This window comes from Arthrobacter echini, from assembly GCF_004803505.1.
GTDB lineage: Bacteria > Actinomycetota > Actinomycetes > Actinomycetales > Micrococcaceae > Arthrobacter_D > Arthrobacter_D echini.
Window position 1 is genome coordinate 67958 of the sequence record NZ_SSWH01000009.1, and the last position, 16600, is coordinate 84557.

A 16600-nucleotide genomic window follows, 5' to 3' on the forward strand; every position below is an offset into this window, starting at 1 on the left:
CAGAGGCGATGGCAAGGAAGTTCAACATCGACTCCGTGGCGAACGCTGCGGCGACACCGGGCCAGGAGCTGCCCTGGGCCGAACTGGGTCTCACGGAGGACGAGTACCGGCGCATCGAGGAGATCCTCGGCCGCCGGCCCACGGGCGCCGAACTCGCCATGTACTCGGTGATGTGGAGCGAGCACTGCTCCTACAAGTCCTCCAAGGTGCACCTGCGCCAGTTCGGGGACAAGGTCACCGACGCCATGAAGAAGCACCTGCTCGTGGGGATCGGCGAGAACGCCGGCGTCGTGGACATCGGTGACGGCTGGGCCGTGACGTTCAAGGTGGAGAGCCACAACCACCCCTCCTTCGTGGAGCCGTACCAGGGCGCCGCGACCGGCGTCGGCGGCATTGTCCGCGACATCATCTCCATGGGCGCCCGCCCGGTGGCGATCATGGACCCGCTGCGCTTCGGCGCGATCGACCACCCCGACACCGCGCGACTGGTCCACGGGATCGTCGCCGGGATCGGCGGCTACGGCAACTCGCTGGGCCTGCCGAACATCGGCGGCGAAGTGGTCTTCGACTCCGTGTACCAGGGCAATCCGCTGGTCAACGCGCTCGCTGTCGGAGTGCTCCGCCACGAGGACATCAGGCTCGCCAATGCCTCCGGGGAGGGCAACAGGGTGGTCCTCTTCGGCGCGCGCACCGGCGGAGACGGGATCGGCGGCGCGTCGGTGCTCGCCTCGGAGTCCTTCGACTCCTCGAAGCCGTCCAAGCGCCCTGCCGTCCAGGTGGGCGATCCGTTCGCCGAGAAGGTGCTCATCGAGTGCTGCCTGGAGCTGTTCAAGGCCTCCGTGGTGGAGGGCATCCAGGACCTCGGTGCGGCAGGCATCTCCTGCGCGACGTCGGAGCTCGCCTCCAACGGCGACGGCGGCATGCACGTGGAACTGACCAATGTGCTGCTGCGGGACCCGTCCCTGACCCCCGGCGAGATCCTGATGTCGGAGTCGCAGGAACGCATGATGGCCGTCGTGACCCCGGAGAACGTCGAGGCATTCGAGACGATCATGGATCGGTGGGCCGTCGAGTACTCCTGGCTGGGCGAGGTCACCGGGACCGGGCGCCTGGTCATCGAGTGGGACGGCGAGACGATCGTGGACGTGGATCCACGCACCGTCGCGCACCACGGTCCGGTGTACGAGCGCCCCTACCACCGCCCCGCGTGGCTCGACGGAGTCCAGGCGGACGCCTTCGACGCCGAGCGGGCGGGTGATCTGCGCGCTGCGGTGCTCGAGCTCATGGCGTCCCCCAACATGTGCTCGAAGGACTGGGTGACCGACCAGTTCGACCGCTACGTGCAGGGCAACACGGCACTGGCCATGCCCGACGACGCCGGCGTCATCCGGGTCGACGAGGAGACCGGTCTCGGCGTCGCGGTCTCCACCGATGCCAATGGCCGCTATTCCTACCTGGACCCCTACGAGGGCGCACGCCTGGCCCTCGCCGAGGCCTACCGCAATGTGGCGACGTCGGGCGCCGAGCCCCTCGCCGTCTCCGACTGCCTGAACTTCGGCTCGCCCGAGGATCCCGAGGTCATGTGGCAGTTCGCGGAGACCGTCCGCGGGCTCGCCGACGCCTGCCAGGAGCTCGGCGTGCCGGTGACCGGTGGGAACGTCTCGCTGTACAACCAGACCGGCGGCGTGGCCGTGCATCCCACACCGGTGGTCGGAGTGCTGGGCGTGTTCGACGACGTCGCACGGCGGACGCCGTCGGGCTGGCGTGAGGACGGTCAGGCCGTCTACCTGCTCGGCACGACGGCGGACGAGCTGGACGGGTCGGAGTGGGCGAACCTGCGCGGGCATCTCGGCGGGCGCCCTCCGGCGCTGGATCTCGCGACGGAGAAGACCCTCGCGGCGATCCTCGTGAACTGCTCACGCGACGGCATGATCGACGCCGCCCACGATCTCTCCGAGGGTGGCCTCGCGGCGGCCCTGAGCGAGATGGCGCTGCGCTTCGGCGTCGGTGCACGGATCGGCCTCGACGAGCTGTGTGAGCGCGATCGGATCGACGCCTTCACCGCCCTGTTCAGCGAGACCCAGAGTCGTGCTGTCGTCGCCGTGCCCCGGTCCGAGGAGGTGCGCTACAACGACATGTGCACCGCGCGGAACTTCCCCACCCTGCGGATCGGCGTGGTGGACACGGAGAACCAGGCGCTCGATGTGCAGGGGTACTTCAACCTGCCGCTGGATCAGCTCCGCGAGGCACACCAGGGAACGCTGCCGAGGCACTTCGGCTGATCACGGGCACCAGTGGGGAATGCGCCCGACAGGCACCTGATCAGCCGGTCTTCGGCAACGCGGTGACCACGACGTTCCTGCCCCAGGGATCCTCCGTGTAGCAGCTGATGAGCACCACGCGGTTGGGTGCGACGGTCCAGATGTCGCTGTCCTTCAGGGTGTTCTTGTCGTGCGTGGTGACGGAATCGACGACGTAGGTCATGGTGCCCGTTGCCGTCGTGAGGACGAACTCCGTCCCCACGAGGGTTTCGTCGCTCAGACGGTTGAAGGGGGCCTCTCTGCCGTCCCAGCTGTGACCGGCGATGTAGGTGGTGTTCACCGAGCCGTCGCCCGGGACGCCGTACGAGGTCAGCCAGTACGCGTCGACGGTGAGCGGCGGGACAAGCTCCTGCGAGGCGAGGTCTGCCTCACTCGGGGTGAGCGGCAGGACTGCCATGTCGATCCCCGCGGCGGGGAAGCTGAACCCGGTGGGTGCGGAGGCCGCCGGGCCGCGGTCCGGTACCGATGTAGCGGACGCGGACGCGGGTACAGGTGCCGTCGTCGGGCTCGCCGCATGCGTGGTCGGTGACGGCGTCGCGGTGACCGAGGGTGCGGACGCAGCCGGCGGGGCTTCCGCTGACTCCAACGGTAGTACCGACGCCGCGAGGGCCACGGCAGCCGCGGCGACGAGGGGTAGTGCCAGCCAACGTCTGCGCGGTGACTTCCCCGAAGACTCTCCCGCAAGTTGCGCCGAGGGCCCGTTCGGCGCCTCGTCGACGGACGCCGGACTGCCGTGACCCGGTTCGGAACCGGTGCCGTCGGACGCTGCGCTGTCGGGGTCCTCGTTGGCGGAGGGGATGGAGGTGCCCCCCGTCGGCTGATCCGGCATGCTCTGCTCCTTCGTCCCTGCGGTGTCCTGACTCGTGTCCTGACTGGGCGCAGTCCGGTCCGGACTTCGCGATCCTTCGATCACGAGTCCGGACCGAGCCTGCGCCGGTGCTAGCGCTGTGCGCGCTCGAGGCGACGCATGCGCGCGGCGGTGGCCACCGGAACCGCGACGCCGACGGCGAGCAGCCCCGCGATGAGCGCGAGCGCCGGGGCAGTGCTCTCCTCGGGCGCAGCGGCGGTCTGGACGTTGAGTCCCCTGTTGGTCGCTACCGGCGCCGGAGCCATCGGGGCAACCGGAGTCGCAGCGGGAACCAGCGCCGGGGCCACGGGAGCCCCGGGCGGCACGACCGGCGCACCCGGCGCCGGGATCACCTCAGGCGTTACGGGAACCGGGACGGGGACGACGACCGGCGGGACCGGGTCCGTGCCGATGGCGCTCGCGTCACAAGCCGCGAGGAACGCCTCGAACAGGCCGAGGAGCTGATCGGCGACGGCCTCATCCACGTTCACCTGCTCGAGGAGACCCTGCACTGCCAAGGCGGCATCTTCCAGCTCCTGCTCGGCGGCGATTACTGCGGGATCGGCGAGGGCCGCATCGACGGCAGCTGCAGCCTCATCAGCGGCTCGCACGGCGCCCGTCTCCTGTTGTTGAGCAGCAGCCAGAACGGCGCGAGCGTCGATGACCCGCTGATCGTTCTCCGGGTCGCCATCGCCATCGCCGTCTTCCTGGTTCGCCAGGTCCACCGCTTCATCGACACCATCCTGTGCCGCAGCAACAGCTTCCTGCGCCTCCTCGGCCACCTGATAGGTGCGCTCTGCCTCTGCGATCAACGCATCGAGACCGAGCGGTGCCACAGCGGCCTCGACCTTCGCGTCGGCGACGGCAACCGCTTCGGTCGCCCGTTCCAGCTGATTCACGAAGTCGGCATTGATCCCGGCTGTGGCCAGCGCCGCATCGAACTGCGTGGACGCCTCCAGACAGGCGGCGTCGCCCGGTGCGGCATGAGCCGGTGGTATGCCGAGGAGCAGTCCTCCGGCCAGAAGGGTAGCCGTCGACCCAGCAGCGACCCACTTCTTAGAAACGATCATTGTTCGCGTCTCCTGAAAACACGTAGTATCCCCCCGAGCCATCCCCGGCGGCGCAGCTGCGGGATCCACGGGGAAGCGGCGACCTCCCGAGGAGGTCGCCGCTGGTGGCTGTGATACCGCTGATCGTGAGACCAAGACCTGTGCACACTCGCTGGACATGCCCTGTGACATCGCTGTACGACTCAACATAGGGCTACCGCCGCACGACGGCAAGAGACACGACACGCCGGCGCCGGTCACAGTTCGGTATCGGACTGAGATGCTGCGCTCGGTGCGACGGAACTCCGTTCTCAGCCGGCAGCGAGGGTCCCGGCAGCTTCCATGTACCGCCCCAGTATGTAGCGCTGACCCAATCGGGTCACGGGAGCGGCGAGCCGGAACAGCGCATTGGCCGGCACGCTGTAGGCCGAACAGCTGAAGAGAACGCGATTGTCAGCAGTCAGTTCCGCGTAGAAGCCCTCCTCGCCCTTGACCGGATGCCCGCGCAGAGTGCCATACCCGAATCCGCCGCGCTGGCCAGGCACCGCCCGGCCTGCGCCGTCGAGCTGTGGATCCCGGGCCCACAGCACGCGGCAGGGTGCCTTGAGCCGCACCGGACCCACACCGAGACCCGAGGTGACCTTCACTCCCGGAGCTGCACGATCGGCATCGGACTGCATGGTCAGACCCGCACCACGGTGCAGCTCCCACGCCAGGATCCCTTCGGTCAGTGCGATGAAAGCCGCCGAGGGATCCTCTGCGGGGATCTCCCGGGTCTTCACCATGACGGTGAAGCCGGAGGGCCAGCCGCCCTCGAGCGTCTCGGGGTAGGGGCGGTCGGTGGCACCCTGTTCCGTATAGGTGAACTGCTCCATACCTGCTCCTTCTACGGGGTGGAACCGCCTGCCGGTCCCGTGCTGGGCCGTGACGCCGAATTCAGAGACCCAGGGCGGGCGCCTCTATGGCGGGGCATGCGTTCATGACGACGTCGAGCCCGGCGTCCGCGGCCCGCTGCGCCGCGGCCTCGTCGATCACGCCCAGCTGCAGCCATACGGCGCGCGCCCCGACCTCGATGGCCTGATCCACCACAGCACCCACTCTCCCGGAGTTCACGAAGCAGTCGACGACGTCGATGCGCCCCGGCACATCGGAGAGGCTGGTGTAGCCCTGCTGTCCGTGGACGTCGTCGCCCTTGAGGCTCACCGGGATGATCTCCATCCCGAGCCCGTCCATGATGAAACGCGATACGCCGACGGCCACGCGGCGCGGGTTGTCGGACAACCCCACGATCGCCCAGCGGCCGTGCTCGGTCAGGAGCCTTTCGATCACCGCGGGATCGTTCTGGTGTGCCATGGTGCCTCCTGTGCGTCCGTCCGAATTGTTACATCATCTATTACACGCCACGACGGCCCCGATTTTGTCCGCGGGTGCTTCCGGGCGTTTGATGGGAGCGACCATCCCGAGCGGCTGAGAGACCTGGATCGATGACGCCGCAGCAACCCTGGTTGTCCGCTTCCCCCTGAGGCCGGGCAATATCGAGGTTCGAGCCGTGGGACCACCGTTCACGGTGGCAAGGCTCGATCCGTAGGGTGCTACCGCCAGGATCGATGGAGATACCGTGACAGCACTTCTGACGCCGGGCGGCACACACGCCCCGCACCACAACCAGGCCCTCGGCCTTCGCTTCTCCCGACTCGGACGCAGCTTCGGGTCGCCGGAGGGAAAGCGCATCGTCCTCCAGGATGTGAGCCTCGACGTTCGAGCGGGCGAGATCCTCGCCATCCTGGGCACCAGCGGCTGCGGGAAGTCCACTCTGCTCCGGACGGCCGCCGGACTCGATGCGCCGGACAGCGGTCAGGTACTGATCGACGGCGATCCTGTGCGCGGTATCGACGAACGATGCGCCGTCGCATTCCAGGAGCCACGCCTGCTGCCCTGGCACACGTTGAGGGCGAACGTCGCGATAGGACTTCCCAGGTCCGCCAGCGCCAGCACGGGCAAGGCGAAGGTGCTCGAGTTGCTGGAACTCGTAGGCCTTGACCCGTTCGCCGCCCTGCGTCCACGGGAGGTGTCCGGCGGTATGGCGCAGCGGGCTTCCCTGGCGCGGGCCCTCGCTCGGGATCCGGGGGTGCTCCTGCTGGATGAGCCGTTCGGCGCGCTCGATGCACTGACGCGCATCAGGATGCAGGACCTCCTCCTGGACATCCACCGCGTCCGGCCGACCACCGTTCTGCTCGTGACGCACGACGTCGACGAGGCACTGCTGCTCGCTGATCGCATCCTTGTCCTCGGACGCGGCAGCGCTGACACGCAGGAGGGCTCGAGCATCCTCGAACTCATTGCCGTCCCCGGCGTCCGCCCGCATGATCGCAACTCCGCTGATCTCGGCGCACTGCGCAGCACCCTGCTGTCGATGCTCGGTGTCACCGGCCGCTAGGCCCCGACCCGTCTCCCCCGTCCTGCACGCCGCATCCTCGCGTGCACACATCCTGCCCTGCCTACCTACGCCCTGCACTGACTCAGCACCGCCTATCCGCCGAAGGAATCCCATGAAGCGCACCTCCCTGTTCCCATCCCTCGCACTCGTCACCGCCCTGTCGATCAGCCTGACCGGCTGCCTCGCCGGGGAAGACGCCTCCGTCACCTCGCCGGCCGGCGAGGACCAGAGCGCCACGGAGCTGACCATCGACTTCGCCACCTACAATCCGCTGAGCCTGGTCATCAAGGACCAGGCTTGGCTCGAGGAGGAGCTGACCGACGACGGCGTCGACGTCACGTGGGTGCAGTCCGCCGGCTCGAACAAGGCGAACGAGGCGCTGAGGGCAGGTGCCGTCGACGTCGGCTCGACCGCGGGCTCCGCAGCACTTCTGGCCCGCTCGAACGGCTCACCCATCAGAACCATCGACATCTACTCCCAGCCCGAGTGGTCGGCGCTGGTCACCGTCGATGGCACGGGAATCGACAGTATCGAGGACCTCCGCGGCGCCTCGATCGCGGCCACGAAGGGCACCGACCCGTACTTCTTCCTGATCCAGGCTCTCGAGTCCGCCGGGGTGGACCCCTCCGAGGTGACAGTGGAGAATCTGCAGCATGCCGACGGCTGGGCTGCGCTGAACAACGGATCGGTTGACGCCTGGGCCGGGCTGGACCCGATCATGGCGTCGGCGGAGCAGGAGGGGGCCGAGCTCTTCTACCGCAACATCGACTTCAACACCTACGGCTTCCTCAATGCCACCGAGGACTTCCTGACCAGTAGTCCAGAACTCGCCCAGACGGTGGTGAACGCCTACGAGAAGGCGCGTCAGTGGGCCGGCGAGAATCCCGAGGAGACCGCCCGGATCCTCGCCGAGGAAGCCGGTATCGACGTCGGGCTCGCCCGGACGGTGATCATCGAACGGACGAATCTCGACGTCGACCCCGTGCCGGGAGAAGCCCAGCGCCTGGTCCTCGAGAAAGTCGGCCCGAACTTCGTCGAGACCGGTGACGTCTCCTCCCAGGAATCCATCGACGAGGCCCTCGAGACGCTCTTCGACGACTCCTTCGCGACGAATGCCGAACCGGATGCCATCGAGGCCTCCTCGTGAGGGAGCACGCGGGGACCGCGCTGGGTGACGGGGCGGCACCTGTTCGGCAGGCTGGGCGCACGTCCGGTGGTGATCCCGCTCCCGAGCTTCCGCCCGTTTCCCGGGTCTCCAGCACATCTCCACGCGTACTCGACCGACGTCCCATGCGACTGCTGCTGTCTCTGGTGGTACCCGGGCTGCTCCTGGGTGCGTGGCAGCTGAACTCGGTGGTCGGCGTCTTCAGTCCGATCCAGCTCCCCCCGCCGTCGGCCGTCCTGGCGGCCGCCACCGAACTGGTGGAACGCGGGGAACTGTGGCTGCACGTCGCCATCTCCACCCAACGCGTTCTCATCGGTTTCACGCTCGGCGCTGCGCTGGGTCTTGCGTTCGGAGCTCTGCTGGGTCTCTCCCGGCTGGCCGATGCCCTGCTCATGACGACGATCGGCGCGCTGCGGGCCGTACCCTCGCTCGCCTGGGTGCCGCTGCTCATCCTGTGGATGAAGATCGGTGAGGACTCGAAGGTGACGCTGATCGTGATCGGCGCCTTCTTCCCGGTCTTCACGACGCTCTTCCTGGCCCTGCGGCATGTGGATCGTCAGCTCGTCGAGGCCGGGCGGGCCTTCGGCCTCCGCGGTGTCCGGCTCCTCACCACCGTTCTGCTCCCGGCGGTGGTGCCGGCCATCTTCTCGGGGCTCCGCCTGGGACTGGCTCAGGCCTGGCTCTTCCTCGTGGCAGCGGAACTGATCGCGTCGTCGCTGGGGCTGGGTTTCCTGCTGGTCGACTCGTCGAGCAACGGACGGACCGATCGGATCTTCCTGGCGATCATCCTCCTCGCCGTCCTCGGCAAGACGACCGATGCCCTCCTCGGTGTGACCGAGCGGTGGGCGGTGCGACGCTGGACCTGAACCGCTGCCGGCACTGAGCACGTTAAAAGGAAACGGCAGGTGCCCCGTCCAAGCACCTGCCGTTTCCTGCGTGTGATCGCTCCTGGTCTAGCGCGAAACCCGAACGAACTGTGCACCCGGAAGATCCGAGAGCGGGTGCTGCATCGTGAGCTGCGCACCGTTCATGCCGCTGCTGATGACCTGTCCGCCACCGGCGTAGATGGCGACGTGGCCGCCGGTGACGACGAGGTCGCCCGGAGCAGGGGAAGACACGATCGAGCCGTAGCTCAGGAACTGCGAGGGGCCGAGATCCCCGACCGGGATGCCTGCTGCACGCAGGGCGACCTCGGCGAGCACGGTGCAGTCCTGGATGGCGCCGGCGGCCAGCTGGGCCTGGGCCGAACCGAGGATGATGCCGCCGAGGTTGCCCGCAGGAGCAGCTACCACTGCCTTGGACCCGTTGCTCTGAACGTTGATGCCGGTCGAGCTGAGCTGGAAATCGGCTGCGACAGCGGCTGCGCCGTACGAACCGGTGGCAGGAGCGGCGTACGAGGCGGCTGCGGCCACCGAGACCTGCTCGACGACGGGAGCCGGGGCAGCGACAGCGACCTGCTCCACGACGGCAGCCGGAGCCATGACAGCGACCTGCTCCACGACGGCAGCCGGAGCAGCGACAGCGACCTGCTCCACGACGGCAGCCGGGGCAGCGACAGGAACGGATACGGTCTGGACCGGAGCCGCTACGACACCTGCGGTGGGCAGGACGATGTTCTGACCCGGCACGATGATGGAGTTGACCGAGAGACCGTTGACGCTGAGCACGGCGTTCAGGTCGACGCCGTAACGCGCGGAGATGGCGCCGAGGGTGTCTCCGGCAACCACGGTGTGCGCGGTGGCTCCGTTCGAGGTCACGACAGCTGCAGGAGCCGTGGTGCCCTCGTCGGTGTAGGAGCCTGCGTGTGCGGTGCCCATGGCGCTGAGCGCGATGCCGGAGGTGACAGCAGCGACGGCGACGGGGCGGCCGAGGGCGGCGGCGTGTGCACGGGCGGCGCGGGACAGGCCCTGCAGCGCGATGTTTCCGTCGACGGCCGCGCGGTGGCGTGCCGGTGAAGTGTTTCGTGACATGTGTGTACCTCTCCCATGCCTGCGGGGTGAGCTGTCGGGTTCGGATGGGAGACACCCGGCCGCGGGCAGCGCCGGTGGGCGATGCGGTGCGACTTAACCCCGAGGACGCGAGCAGGAAGCCTGTGCGCCCGGTGGAACCGTGGTTCCCCCGTCTCTACCTTCGTGTGTGCGGACGTGTCCCAGTCGGCGGCAGAGCTCGGCAATCCGTCCGGAAGAGCCTCACGTGGACGGAGGCACTCGAAGAGAATAACCACCAGTCCCGGCGTTTGTCACATTCCGGTAACAGTCGCCTACTCTCCGGGCAGATCGGAGCACCGTGATCGCCGGCTGCGGTGGGCGAGGGCAGTTGCGGTCGAGCCATTCAAGTGTTGCCGTTACCGATGACGCGTGCCTCGTCGTCGGCACGCCTTGCCTGGTCGAAACCACAGAAATCACCGCAGCTCGACGTCGGGAACGGGCGTTTCTGCCATCTCGACGGCGGCCGAGGGAACTCCGCGCTGCGGTGAGCGGATTAGTCCCCGCCCACCGTCGGCTCGGCTCCCGGTGCTCGCGGTTCCTCGGACGGAGCGTCGACCGGCCGCGAGTCGCGATCCTGTGGCTCCTCGAGCGTCGGAGCAACCTCGAGCGTCGCGGCCGGCGACGTGTCTTCCGCGGTGGGCCGGGGCGGATCGAGTGGAGGACCGGGGTCCACCTGGATCGGTCCGGGCTCCATCGGTCCGGGCTCCATCGGTCCGGGCTCCATCGGTCCGGGCTCCATCGGTCCGGGCTCCGTCGGTCCGGGCTCCATCGGTCCGGGCTCCGTCAGACCGGGCTCCGTCGGTTCGGGCGTGCCGGTACCCGGTTCGCTCACGCCGGGTGATTCCTCGACGAATGCGGTAGTCGCACCGGGCGCCCCCTCGACCGGCATCGGAGTCACCCGGGCGGCGTCGGGGGGAAGGTCAGCAATCGCCCCGGCCCCATGAGGGGTCGGGGACCCGGAACCAGGAGCGTCGGACGCCTGCTCAGGAGCCGCAGACGCCGGCTCGACGTCGAACCGGGCATCGAACTCGGCACCGGAGAACTCGACGTCGAAGTCGACCGAGAGGAACACCGACCAGGGGACATCCTCAGGACCGTGAGCGGTGAACAGCAGCATGCCGTCGGGTACGTCGCTCCCGACACGATCGTAAAGTTCGGCGAGCATCCAGCTGGAGAACATCTCGTCCTGACCCAAAGCCGTCTTGCTCTGCCAGCTGGCGATTCCGGCCGACGCAGCACCAAATGAGCCGCGTGCGACCTGGATTTCAGACTCGGCCGGATCGGCAGAGCTGGAACTCGCGGCAGCGGTGGCGGACCCACTCCGCGCAGCCGGATCGAGGGAACCGGGGCTCGCGGGGGCTCTGCCTGCTGCACGGCGCACACCGTGAACTCGATCAGCGCTCGCGGAACCATCGGCTGCAGCCGCAGTCCCACCGGGCGGGGTGATCTCGCTCCTGTCGACAGGCGCAGGGATGGGTGGGGGCCCGGAGGCGACGACGACACCCGTGTCGTGCGCCTGGACCCCCGCATCGAGGGCGGACCCCGGTCCCGGAGGAACCGTCCCGCTAGAGCCGGTGCCCCCGTCGCGCTCCGGTGGCGCTGCCGGGAGGGACCAGGGCGTCGAGCTGGGGGCCGTTGACGGCACCATAGGTGTCTGCGGCCGCGCGAGCGGAGCACGCTGCTGCTCGGTCGCACCGATCTCCGCGTCCACGGGTGGAGACTTCTCCACATCGGCATCGGCGGAACGAGTCGCGGAGCGAGCAGTACCTCCGGGAACCTGGCCGGCGCGATCGACGAGTGCGTCGCGCGAGGGCCCGGCCAGGGTTCCAGGGGCGCGAGCAGCGTGGTCCTGATCGAGGGAATCGGCGCGAGCACGATCGACGCGGGCACCCGCGGCGGGCAGTGCCACGGAGTCGATGCCGCTGCCTCCACCGGCGGAGAGATGGAAGGTGTCCGCCGCGACCGCGGACATACCCACGCCCATGGACACGGCTAGCGCCCCGCCGAGGAAGGTGATCCGACGCTTGCCCCACCGGCCCGGGGCCGCGGCATCGGCAGAGAGCACCGCTGAAAGGTCGTCGGAGGCTTCCGGAGCGGATCCGGTACCCAACGCGCTGATTTCCCCGAGTACGCGGAGGAGCCCCGGGTCGGAGGTGACCCCCACCTCGTCGAGGAGGTCTTGCAGGCGATCCGGCGATGGGCTGTCCTGATCAGTCATAGCGCTTCCGATTCAGTGGTTTGCACGAGTTCCTTCAACTTCAGCAGTCCCCGCCGCTGCAACTGCTTCACAGATCCCGCCGAGCGGCCCAGGATCTCCGCGACCTGGTCGATGGGCAGTTCCGCAACGATCCGCAGCAGGAGCACCTCACGCTGCTCGTCCTTGAGCTGCGCGAGCATGCCCTGCGCGGCCGAGGTGTCGAGATTCCCCAGAGCGACCGTTTCCGCGGAAGCAGCGACGCGGGTGTCACCACTGGCGTCATAGCCCACGAGAACCGGGGCCCGTGTCCTTCTGCGCAATTCGTCCACATAACGGGCATGAGCCACCGAGAAGGCGAAGGAGCGAAGTCCCGGCATCCCTCCGGTGATCGAGGCCAGCTTGGCGAACACCGTGAGGAAGACCTCCTGGGTCAGGGCCTCCGGATCCTCCGAACCCCGACCGGCCAGATACCCCTGCACCGCAGGGCTCAGCGACCGATAGATGAGGGAGAGTGCCGCCGGTTCGCCGCCCTGAGCGCGAGCAAGCGCATCATCAGGCAACGGAGTGCTCACGGCTGTTCCTTGTTCGAGCGGGAGGGCGAGACCATCGTAGCCCTTGCCCCCGGCGCCCGGGAGTCGCCCGGCGGCGAGTCGTCAGGAATGAAGAAGGCCGCACCGAGACCCGTTGGGGGATAAGTCTCGATGCGGCGCTTACACAGGGGTAATCGCTCGTCGATCCGAAAAGGTTACGCGCGTGCGGATTCTTCTTCCTGACCGGACGAAGTACTGTCAGGGCGTTCCCGCCCCGGCTCTGCCGTCCGGGTCAGTGGGCGTCGACAATGGTCTCGTTCCGGCTGAATCGACGGTTCTGCAGTACCGGCAGGAACTCGCGTACGTCGTCGACCCTCCGGCGGGTGACCTCCGTGGTGACGACACCGCGCTCCTCGTTCTCCAGGTGTGCCAGCGGGATGCCCATGGGGTCGATGATGGCGGAGTGACCGATGGTATGGCCGCCCGAGGTCCCCGCCGCTGCGACCCACACCGTGTTCTCGATGGCGCGTGCCTTCAGCAGTGTCTCCCAGTGCTCGATCTTGTGCTCGCCCTCGAACCAGGCGGCCGGCACGCAGAGCAGATCGGCGCCCACATCGGTCAGAGCCCGTGACAGTTCGGGGAAGCGGAGGTCGTAGCAGGTCATGAGCCCCACGCGGAGATCACCGATCTGGGCAACCTTGATGCCGCCGTCGCCGGGCTTGATGCGTGAGGACTCCTGGTAGCTGAAGGCGTCGTACAGGTGCAGCTTGCGGTAGGTGTCGACGATGCGGCCGGTCGAATCGATGAGGACCAGTGTGTTGAAGGGCCGCGCCTCACCGCTGGGCTCGTACCCACCGGCGACGACGGCGATCGAGTTCTCGGCCGCGATGAAGGAGAGCTGCTGGACGAAGGAGGTCCAGTTGGCTTCCACGGCGTCCTGCAGGGAGCCCTGCACCGCGCCGATCGAGAACATCGACTCCTCGGGGAAGACGATCAGCGCAGACCCTTGCACACCGGCTGTCGCCGCGAGCTCACGCATGACGGCGAGGTTCGCCGGGGTGTCCCCACCGGGCCTGAACTGACCAACGCTGACCTTCATGCCTGCCCCTTGTCCGTGTGTCGTCCATCCAGCCTACAGAACCGCTACCGGCTGCCGGGAGTAGCTTTGAGTCCATGACGACCCCGGGGAGTGGAAAGCGTGTCCAGCCCGGCCCTGGACAGGAATCGGTGTGGGACTACCCGAGACCACCCAGGGTCGAACGCTCCTCAGCGAGGATCGAGGTGCGCTTCGGCGGGCAGCTCATCGCCGCCACCAGCTCCGCCGTGCGGGTGCTGGAGACCAGCCACCCACCGGTCCATTACCTGCCGATCGAGGATTTCCTGCCCGGCGTGCTGAAACCCGTGGACGGCTCCACGCACTGCGAGTTCAAGGGCGCTGCCGCGTACTTCGACGTCGTCGCGGGCACTGCACGCAGCCCGCGCGGCGCCTGGACGTACCCGAGGCCGGTGCGCGGTTACGAGGACCTCTCCACTCGTGCCGCGATTTACCCCGCGCAAATGGACTCCTGCACCGTGGACGGAGAACGGGTCCAGGCGCAGGAGGGTGGCTTCTACGGTGGCTGGATCACCTCGATGATCGCGGGCCCATTCAAGGGCGGCGCCGGGACCTGGGGTTGGTAGCAGGATTTACGCAGGGTCGACGTTCAGCGTCCATGGGGCTTCCGTCCATCGGATGGTCATCAGCGTTTGCTAGTGTTCCACGCTGACCCACGACGCAAGGACTCATCATGCCCAACAGGACACCAGCACGGAAGCGGTTGCTGCTCGCTGCCGCCTTCATCGGATCGACGGCGCTCCTGGGCGCCTGCAGTGACACGGACGACGCCGACGGCGCAGCGGCCTCCGCTCCCGCGGAGTCGACAGCAGAAGCCACCCCGAGCACGACTGCGGAAGCACCGCCCGAACCCGATCTCGAGGACATTCCCGACGTGGTCGCCACGGTCAACGGCACCGAGATCGACCGTGAGGAGTTCACCAGCGCGTACGAGATCCAGTTCGCCCAGGCCTCCACCGCAGCGCAGCTCGACGGCCAGATACTCGATCAGGAGCAGTTGAGGACGAGCGTCGCGGACAACCTCGTGAGCACCGAACTGCTGCGGCAGGAGGCGGAGGAACGAGGAATCGACGCGAGCCCCGAGGCCCTGGATGCCGCCGTCGACGACCTCCTGGAATCCAGTCAGCTCGAGACGGAGGAAGACCTCCGGGCAGCCTTCGCGGAGCAGGGCCTCGAGGACGAGGAGTTCGACACGCAGCTCGCGGACCAGGTCAAGCTCGACGCGCTGCTCGCGGAGGAGGCCGGCGATATCGCACCCACCGATCAGGAGATCCAGGACACCTACGACGCCGCGAAGGCGCAGCAGGAGGAAGCGGGCGACACGACGACGCCCATCCCGCCGCTCGAGGACGTACGCGATGGGATAGAGGAGCAGCTGGAGGGCGAGAAGCTCTCGGAGGCGGCGCAGGACCTCCTCGCCGAGCTGCGGGAGGACGCCGACATCACTGTCAACCTCTAGCTCGCCTGTCGCTCCGGCGCCTGACGTCGGTGCTCCTGCGGGCGCACCGGTCAGTTACGGGCACGCCGCTGCGGTCAGCCGATCAGATCGTTGATCACGATGGTCTGGTCGCGGTCCGGACCGACGCCGATCGCCGAGAACCGGGTGCCCGAGAGCTTCTCGAGTGCACGCACGTAGGCCTGCGCATTCTCCGGCAGGTCCTGCAGGGTGCGCGCCCCCGTGATGTCCTCGGTCCAGCCGTCGAAGTACTCGAAGACCGGCTCCGCGTGGTGGAAGTCGGTCTGCGTCATGGGCATCTCGTCGTGGCGCACGCCGTCGACGTCGTATGCCACGCACACGGGGATACTCTCGATGCCCGTCAGGACATCGAGCTTGGTCACGAAGTAGTCCGTGAAGCCGTTGACGCGTGAGGCATGCCGCGCGAGTACGGCGTCGTACCAGCCGCACCTGCGCGGGCGGCCCGTGTTCACACCGAACTCGCCTCCCTTGGTCTGCAGGTAGAGGCCCATGTCGTCGAAGAGTTCCGTGGGGAAGGGGCCCGCGCCGACGCGCGTGGTGTACGCCTTGATGATGCCCACGGCGCGGCTGATCCTGGTGGGTCCGATCCCCGAGCCGACGGACGCGCCCCCCGCTGTGGGATTCGACGACGTCACGAACGGGTAGGTGCCGTGGTCGACATCGAGGAAGGTGGCCTGTCCCCCCTCCATCAGCACCACCTTGCCGGCATCGAGGGCCTCGTTGAGCACGAAGGTGGAGTCGATGACGAGGGGACGCAGTCGCTCGGCGAAGGAGAGGAAGTACTCGAGAACCTCCTCCACCTCGACATCACGGCGGTTGTATACCTTGACCAGCAGTTCGTTCTTCTGCTTGAGCGATCCCTCGACCTTCTGGCGCAGAATCGATTCGTCGAAGACGTCCTGGACGCGCAGACCGAGCCGGGCCACCTTGTCCATGTAGGCCGGGCCGATGCCGCGTCCCGTGGTGCCGATGGCCCGCTTTCCGAGGAAGCGCTCCGTGACCTTGTCCAGTACCTGGTGGTAGGGGGCCACGAGGTGGGCGTTGGCGGACACCCGGAGCCGGGAGGTGTCGGCCCCGCGAGCCTCCAGTCCGTCGATCTCCTCGAACAACGCCTCGAGATTGATCACGCAGCCGTTGCCGATGATCGGGACGGCGTTGGGGCTCAGGATTCCGGCGGGAAGGAGTTTGAGCTCGTACTTCTCGCCATTGACCACCACGGTGTGCCCGGCGTTGTTCCCGCCATTGGGCTTCACGACATAGTCGACGCGCCCGCCGAGCAGATCGGTGGCCTTGCCCTTGCCCTCATCGCCCCACTGGGCTCCGACGATGACGATTGCTGGCATGGGATACTCCCCCATTCGGTACGGCGTCGTCCGTATACGGCAGATACGACGCCGTGCATGAGAACGCCCCAACCGGCTGCGGATCTGCCGCAGCCACTGGGGCTCTTACCGTCCGAGTTTAGCCGAGGCACT

The 16600-nt window shown here is 67.9% G+C and carries 15 protein-coding genes and 1 riboswitch; of the genes, 6 read left to right on the forward strand and 9 right to left on the reverse strand.

Annotated elements, in window-relative coordinates; genetic code table 11:
* The first annotated feature begins 8 nt into the window (after nt 1-8).
* Nucleotides 9-2282, forward strand: a complete 2274-nt coding sequence (gene purL / locus E8P82_RS11020; RefSeq protein ID WP_425456026.1) for a phosphoribosylformylglycinamidine synthase subunit PurL — start codon at nt 9-11, stop codon at nt 2280-2282.
* 40 nt (nt 2283-2322) lie between these two features.
* On the opposite strand, the gene E8P82_RS11025 is transcribed toward purL, so the two are convergent.
* From E8P82_RS11025 to E8P82_RS11040, 4 genes are all read right to left on the reverse strand, one after another.
* Nucleotides 2323-3150, reverse strand: a complete 828-nt coding sequence (locus tag E8P82_RS11025) for a class F sortase (RefSeq protein WP_246021273.1) — start codon at nt 3148-3150, stop codon at nt 2323-2325.
* A gap of 110 nt (nt 3151-3260) precedes the next feature.
* Complete coding sequence (locus E8P82_RS11030) at nt 3261-4238, reverse strand: hypothetical protein (RefSeq protein ID WP_136454888.1); 978 nt, start codon at nt 4236-4238, stop codon at nt 3261-3263.
* Nucleotides 4239-4528: 290 nt separating this feature from the next.
* On the reverse strand, nt 4529-5092 hold the full coding sequence (locus E8P82_RS11035; RefSeq protein WP_136454889.1) for a DUF1990 domain-containing protein: 564 nt from the start codon (nt 5090-5092) through the stop codon (nt 4529-4531).
* A gap of 61 nt (nt 5093-5153) precedes the next feature.
* On the reverse strand, nt 5154-5570 hold the full coding sequence (locus tag E8P82_RS11040) for a CoA-binding protein (RefSeq protein ID WP_136454891.1): 417 nt from the start codon (nt 5568-5570) through the stop codon (nt 5154-5156).
* A 265-nt stretch (nt 5571-5835) separates the two neighbouring features.
* On the opposite strand from E8P82_RS11040, the gene E8P82_RS11045 reads away from it, so the two are divergent.
* The 3 genes from E8P82_RS11045 (at nt 5836) to E8P82_RS11055 (ending at nt 8685) form a co-directional block, all read left to right on the forward strand.
* Nucleotides 5836-6654 (forward strand): ABC transporter ATP-binding protein, encoded by an 819-nt coding sequence (locus E8P82_RS11045; RefSeq protein ID WP_246021274.1) that lies wholly within the window; start codon nt 5836-5838, stop codon nt 6652-6654.
* Between the two features lie 112 nt (nt 6655-6766).
* Nucleotides 6767-7801 carry an aliphatic sulfonate ABC transporter substrate-binding protein gene (locus E8P82_RS11050; RefSeq protein WP_136454894.1) on the forward strand — a complete coding sequence of 345 codons (1035 nt, stop codon included), beginning with the start codon at nt 6767-6769 and terminating at the stop codon, nt 7799-7801.
* A 20-nt stretch (nt 7802-7821) separates the two neighbouring features.
* Nucleotides 7822-8685, forward strand: a complete 864-nt coding sequence (locus E8P82_RS11055) for an ABC transporter permease (protein WP_425456029.1) — start codon at nt 7822-7824, stop codon at nt 8683-8685.
* A gap of 87 nt (nt 8686-8772) precedes the next feature.
* On the opposite strand, the gene E8P82_RS11060 is transcribed toward E8P82_RS11055, so the two are convergent.
* The 4 genes from E8P82_RS11060 to E8P82_RS11075 all read right to left on the reverse strand — a co-directional run bounded on the left by E8P82_RS11060 (nt 8773) and on the right by E8P82_RS11075 (nt 13633).
* Nucleotides 8773-9789: a LysM peptidoglycan-binding domain-containing protein gene (locus E8P82_RS11060; protein WP_136454897.1), complete on the reverse strand. Its 1017-nt coding sequence runs from the start codon at nt 9787-9789 to the stop codon at nt 8773-8775.
* 3 nt (nt 9790-9792) lie between these two features.
* A riboswitch (cyclic di-AMP (ydaO/yuaA leader) is annotated at nt 9793-9973 on the reverse strand.
* A gap of 327 nt (nt 9974-10300) precedes the next feature.
* Nucleotides 10301-12025, reverse strand: coding sequence for a hypothetical protein (locus E8P82_RS11065; protein WP_136454899.1), 1725 nt, complete (start codon nt 12023-12025; stop codon nt 10301-10303).
* Entirely contained in the window at nt 12022-12576 is a 555-nt protein-coding gene (locus E8P82_RS11070; protein ID WP_136454901.1) for an RNA polymerase sigma factor, read from the reverse strand. Before E8P82_RS11070 ends, E8P82_RS11065 begins: the two co-directional genes overlap by 4 nt.
* A 250-nt stretch (nt 12577-12826) precedes the next feature.
* Nucleotides 12827-13633, reverse strand: coding sequence for a carbon-nitrogen hydrolase family protein (locus E8P82_RS11075; RefSeq protein WP_136454902.1), 807 nt, complete (start codon nt 13631-13633; stop codon nt 12827-12829).
* Nucleotides 13634-13707: 74 nt separating this feature from the next.
* Between E8P82_RS11075 and E8P82_RS11080 the strand changes: the two genes are divergently transcribed.
* Nucleotides 13708-14214 carry a DUF427 domain-containing protein gene (locus E8P82_RS11080; protein WP_136454904.1) on the forward strand — a complete coding sequence of 169 codons (507 nt, stop codon included), beginning with the start codon at nt 13708-13710 and terminating at the stop codon, nt 14212-14214.
* Between the two features lie 107 nt (nt 14215-14321).
* Nucleotides 14322-15107 (forward strand): SurA N-terminal domain-containing protein, encoded by a 786-nt coding sequence (locus tag E8P82_RS11085; RefSeq protein ID WP_136454906.1) that lies wholly within the window; start codon nt 14322-14324, stop codon nt 15105-15107.
* A 74-nt stretch (nt 15108-15181) separates the two neighbouring features.
* Here E8P82_RS11085 and E8P82_RS11090 read toward each other — a convergent pair whose 3' ends face one another.
* Nucleotides 15182-16468, reverse strand: a complete 1287-nt coding sequence (locus E8P82_RS11090) for an adenylosuccinate synthase (protein WP_136454908.1) — start codon at nt 16466-16468, stop codon at nt 15182-15184.
* Nucleotides 16469-16600: the final 132 nt, after the last annotated feature.

What these genes read in the sequence shown, in the direction of transcription:
- E8P82_RS11025 (WP_246021273.1), bottom strand. Translation starts at nt 3,150, where the DNA reads ATGCCGGATCAGCCGACGGGGGGCACCTCCATCCCCTCCGCCAACGAG.
- E8P82_RS11085 (WP_136454906.1), top strand. Translation starts at nt 14,322, where the DNA reads ATGCCCAACAGGACACCAGCACGGAAGCGGTTGCTGCTCGCTGCCGCC.
- E8P82_RS11035 (WP_136454889.1), bottom strand. Translation starts at nt 5,092, where the DNA reads ATGGAGCAGTTCACCTATACGGAACAGGGTGCCACCGACCGCCCCTAC.
- E8P82_RS11090 (WP_136454908.1), bottom strand. Translation starts at nt 16,468, where the DNA reads ATGCCAGCAATCGTCATCGTCGGAGCCCAGTGGGGCGATGAGGGCAAG.
- E8P82_RS11065 (WP_136454899.1), bottom strand. Translation starts at nt 12,025, where the DNA reads ATGACTGATCAGGACAGCCCATCGCCGGATCGCCTGCAAGACCTCCTC.
- purL (WP_425456026.1), top strand. Translation starts at nt 9, where the DNA reads ATGGCAAGGAAGTTCAACATCGACTCCGTGGCGAACGCTGCGGCGACA.
- E8P82_RS11040 (WP_136454891.1), bottom strand. Translation starts at nt 5,570, where the DNA reads ATGGCACACCAGAACGATCCCGCGGTGATCGAAAGGCTCCTGACCGAG.
- E8P82_RS11050 (WP_136454894.1), top strand. Translation starts at nt 6,767, where the DNA reads ATGAAGCGCACCTCCCTGTTCCCATCCCTCGCACTCGTCACCGCCCTG.
- E8P82_RS11030 (WP_136454888.1), bottom strand. Translation starts at nt 4,238, where the DNA reads ATGATCGTTTCTAAGAAGTGGGTCGCTGCTGGGTCGACGGCTACCCTT.
- E8P82_RS11080 (WP_136454904.1), top strand. Translation starts at nt 13,708, where the DNA reads ATGACGACCCCGGGGAGTGGAAAGCGTGTCCAGCCCGGCCCTGGACAG.
- E8P82_RS11060 (WP_136454897.1), bottom strand. Translation starts at nt 9,789, where the DNA reads ATGTCACGAAACACTTCACCGGCACGCCACCGCGCGGCCGTCGACGGA.
- E8P82_RS11075 (WP_136454902.1), bottom strand. Translation starts at nt 13,633, where the DNA reads ATGAAGGTCAGCGTTGGTCAGTTCAGGCCCGGTGGGGACACCCCGGCG.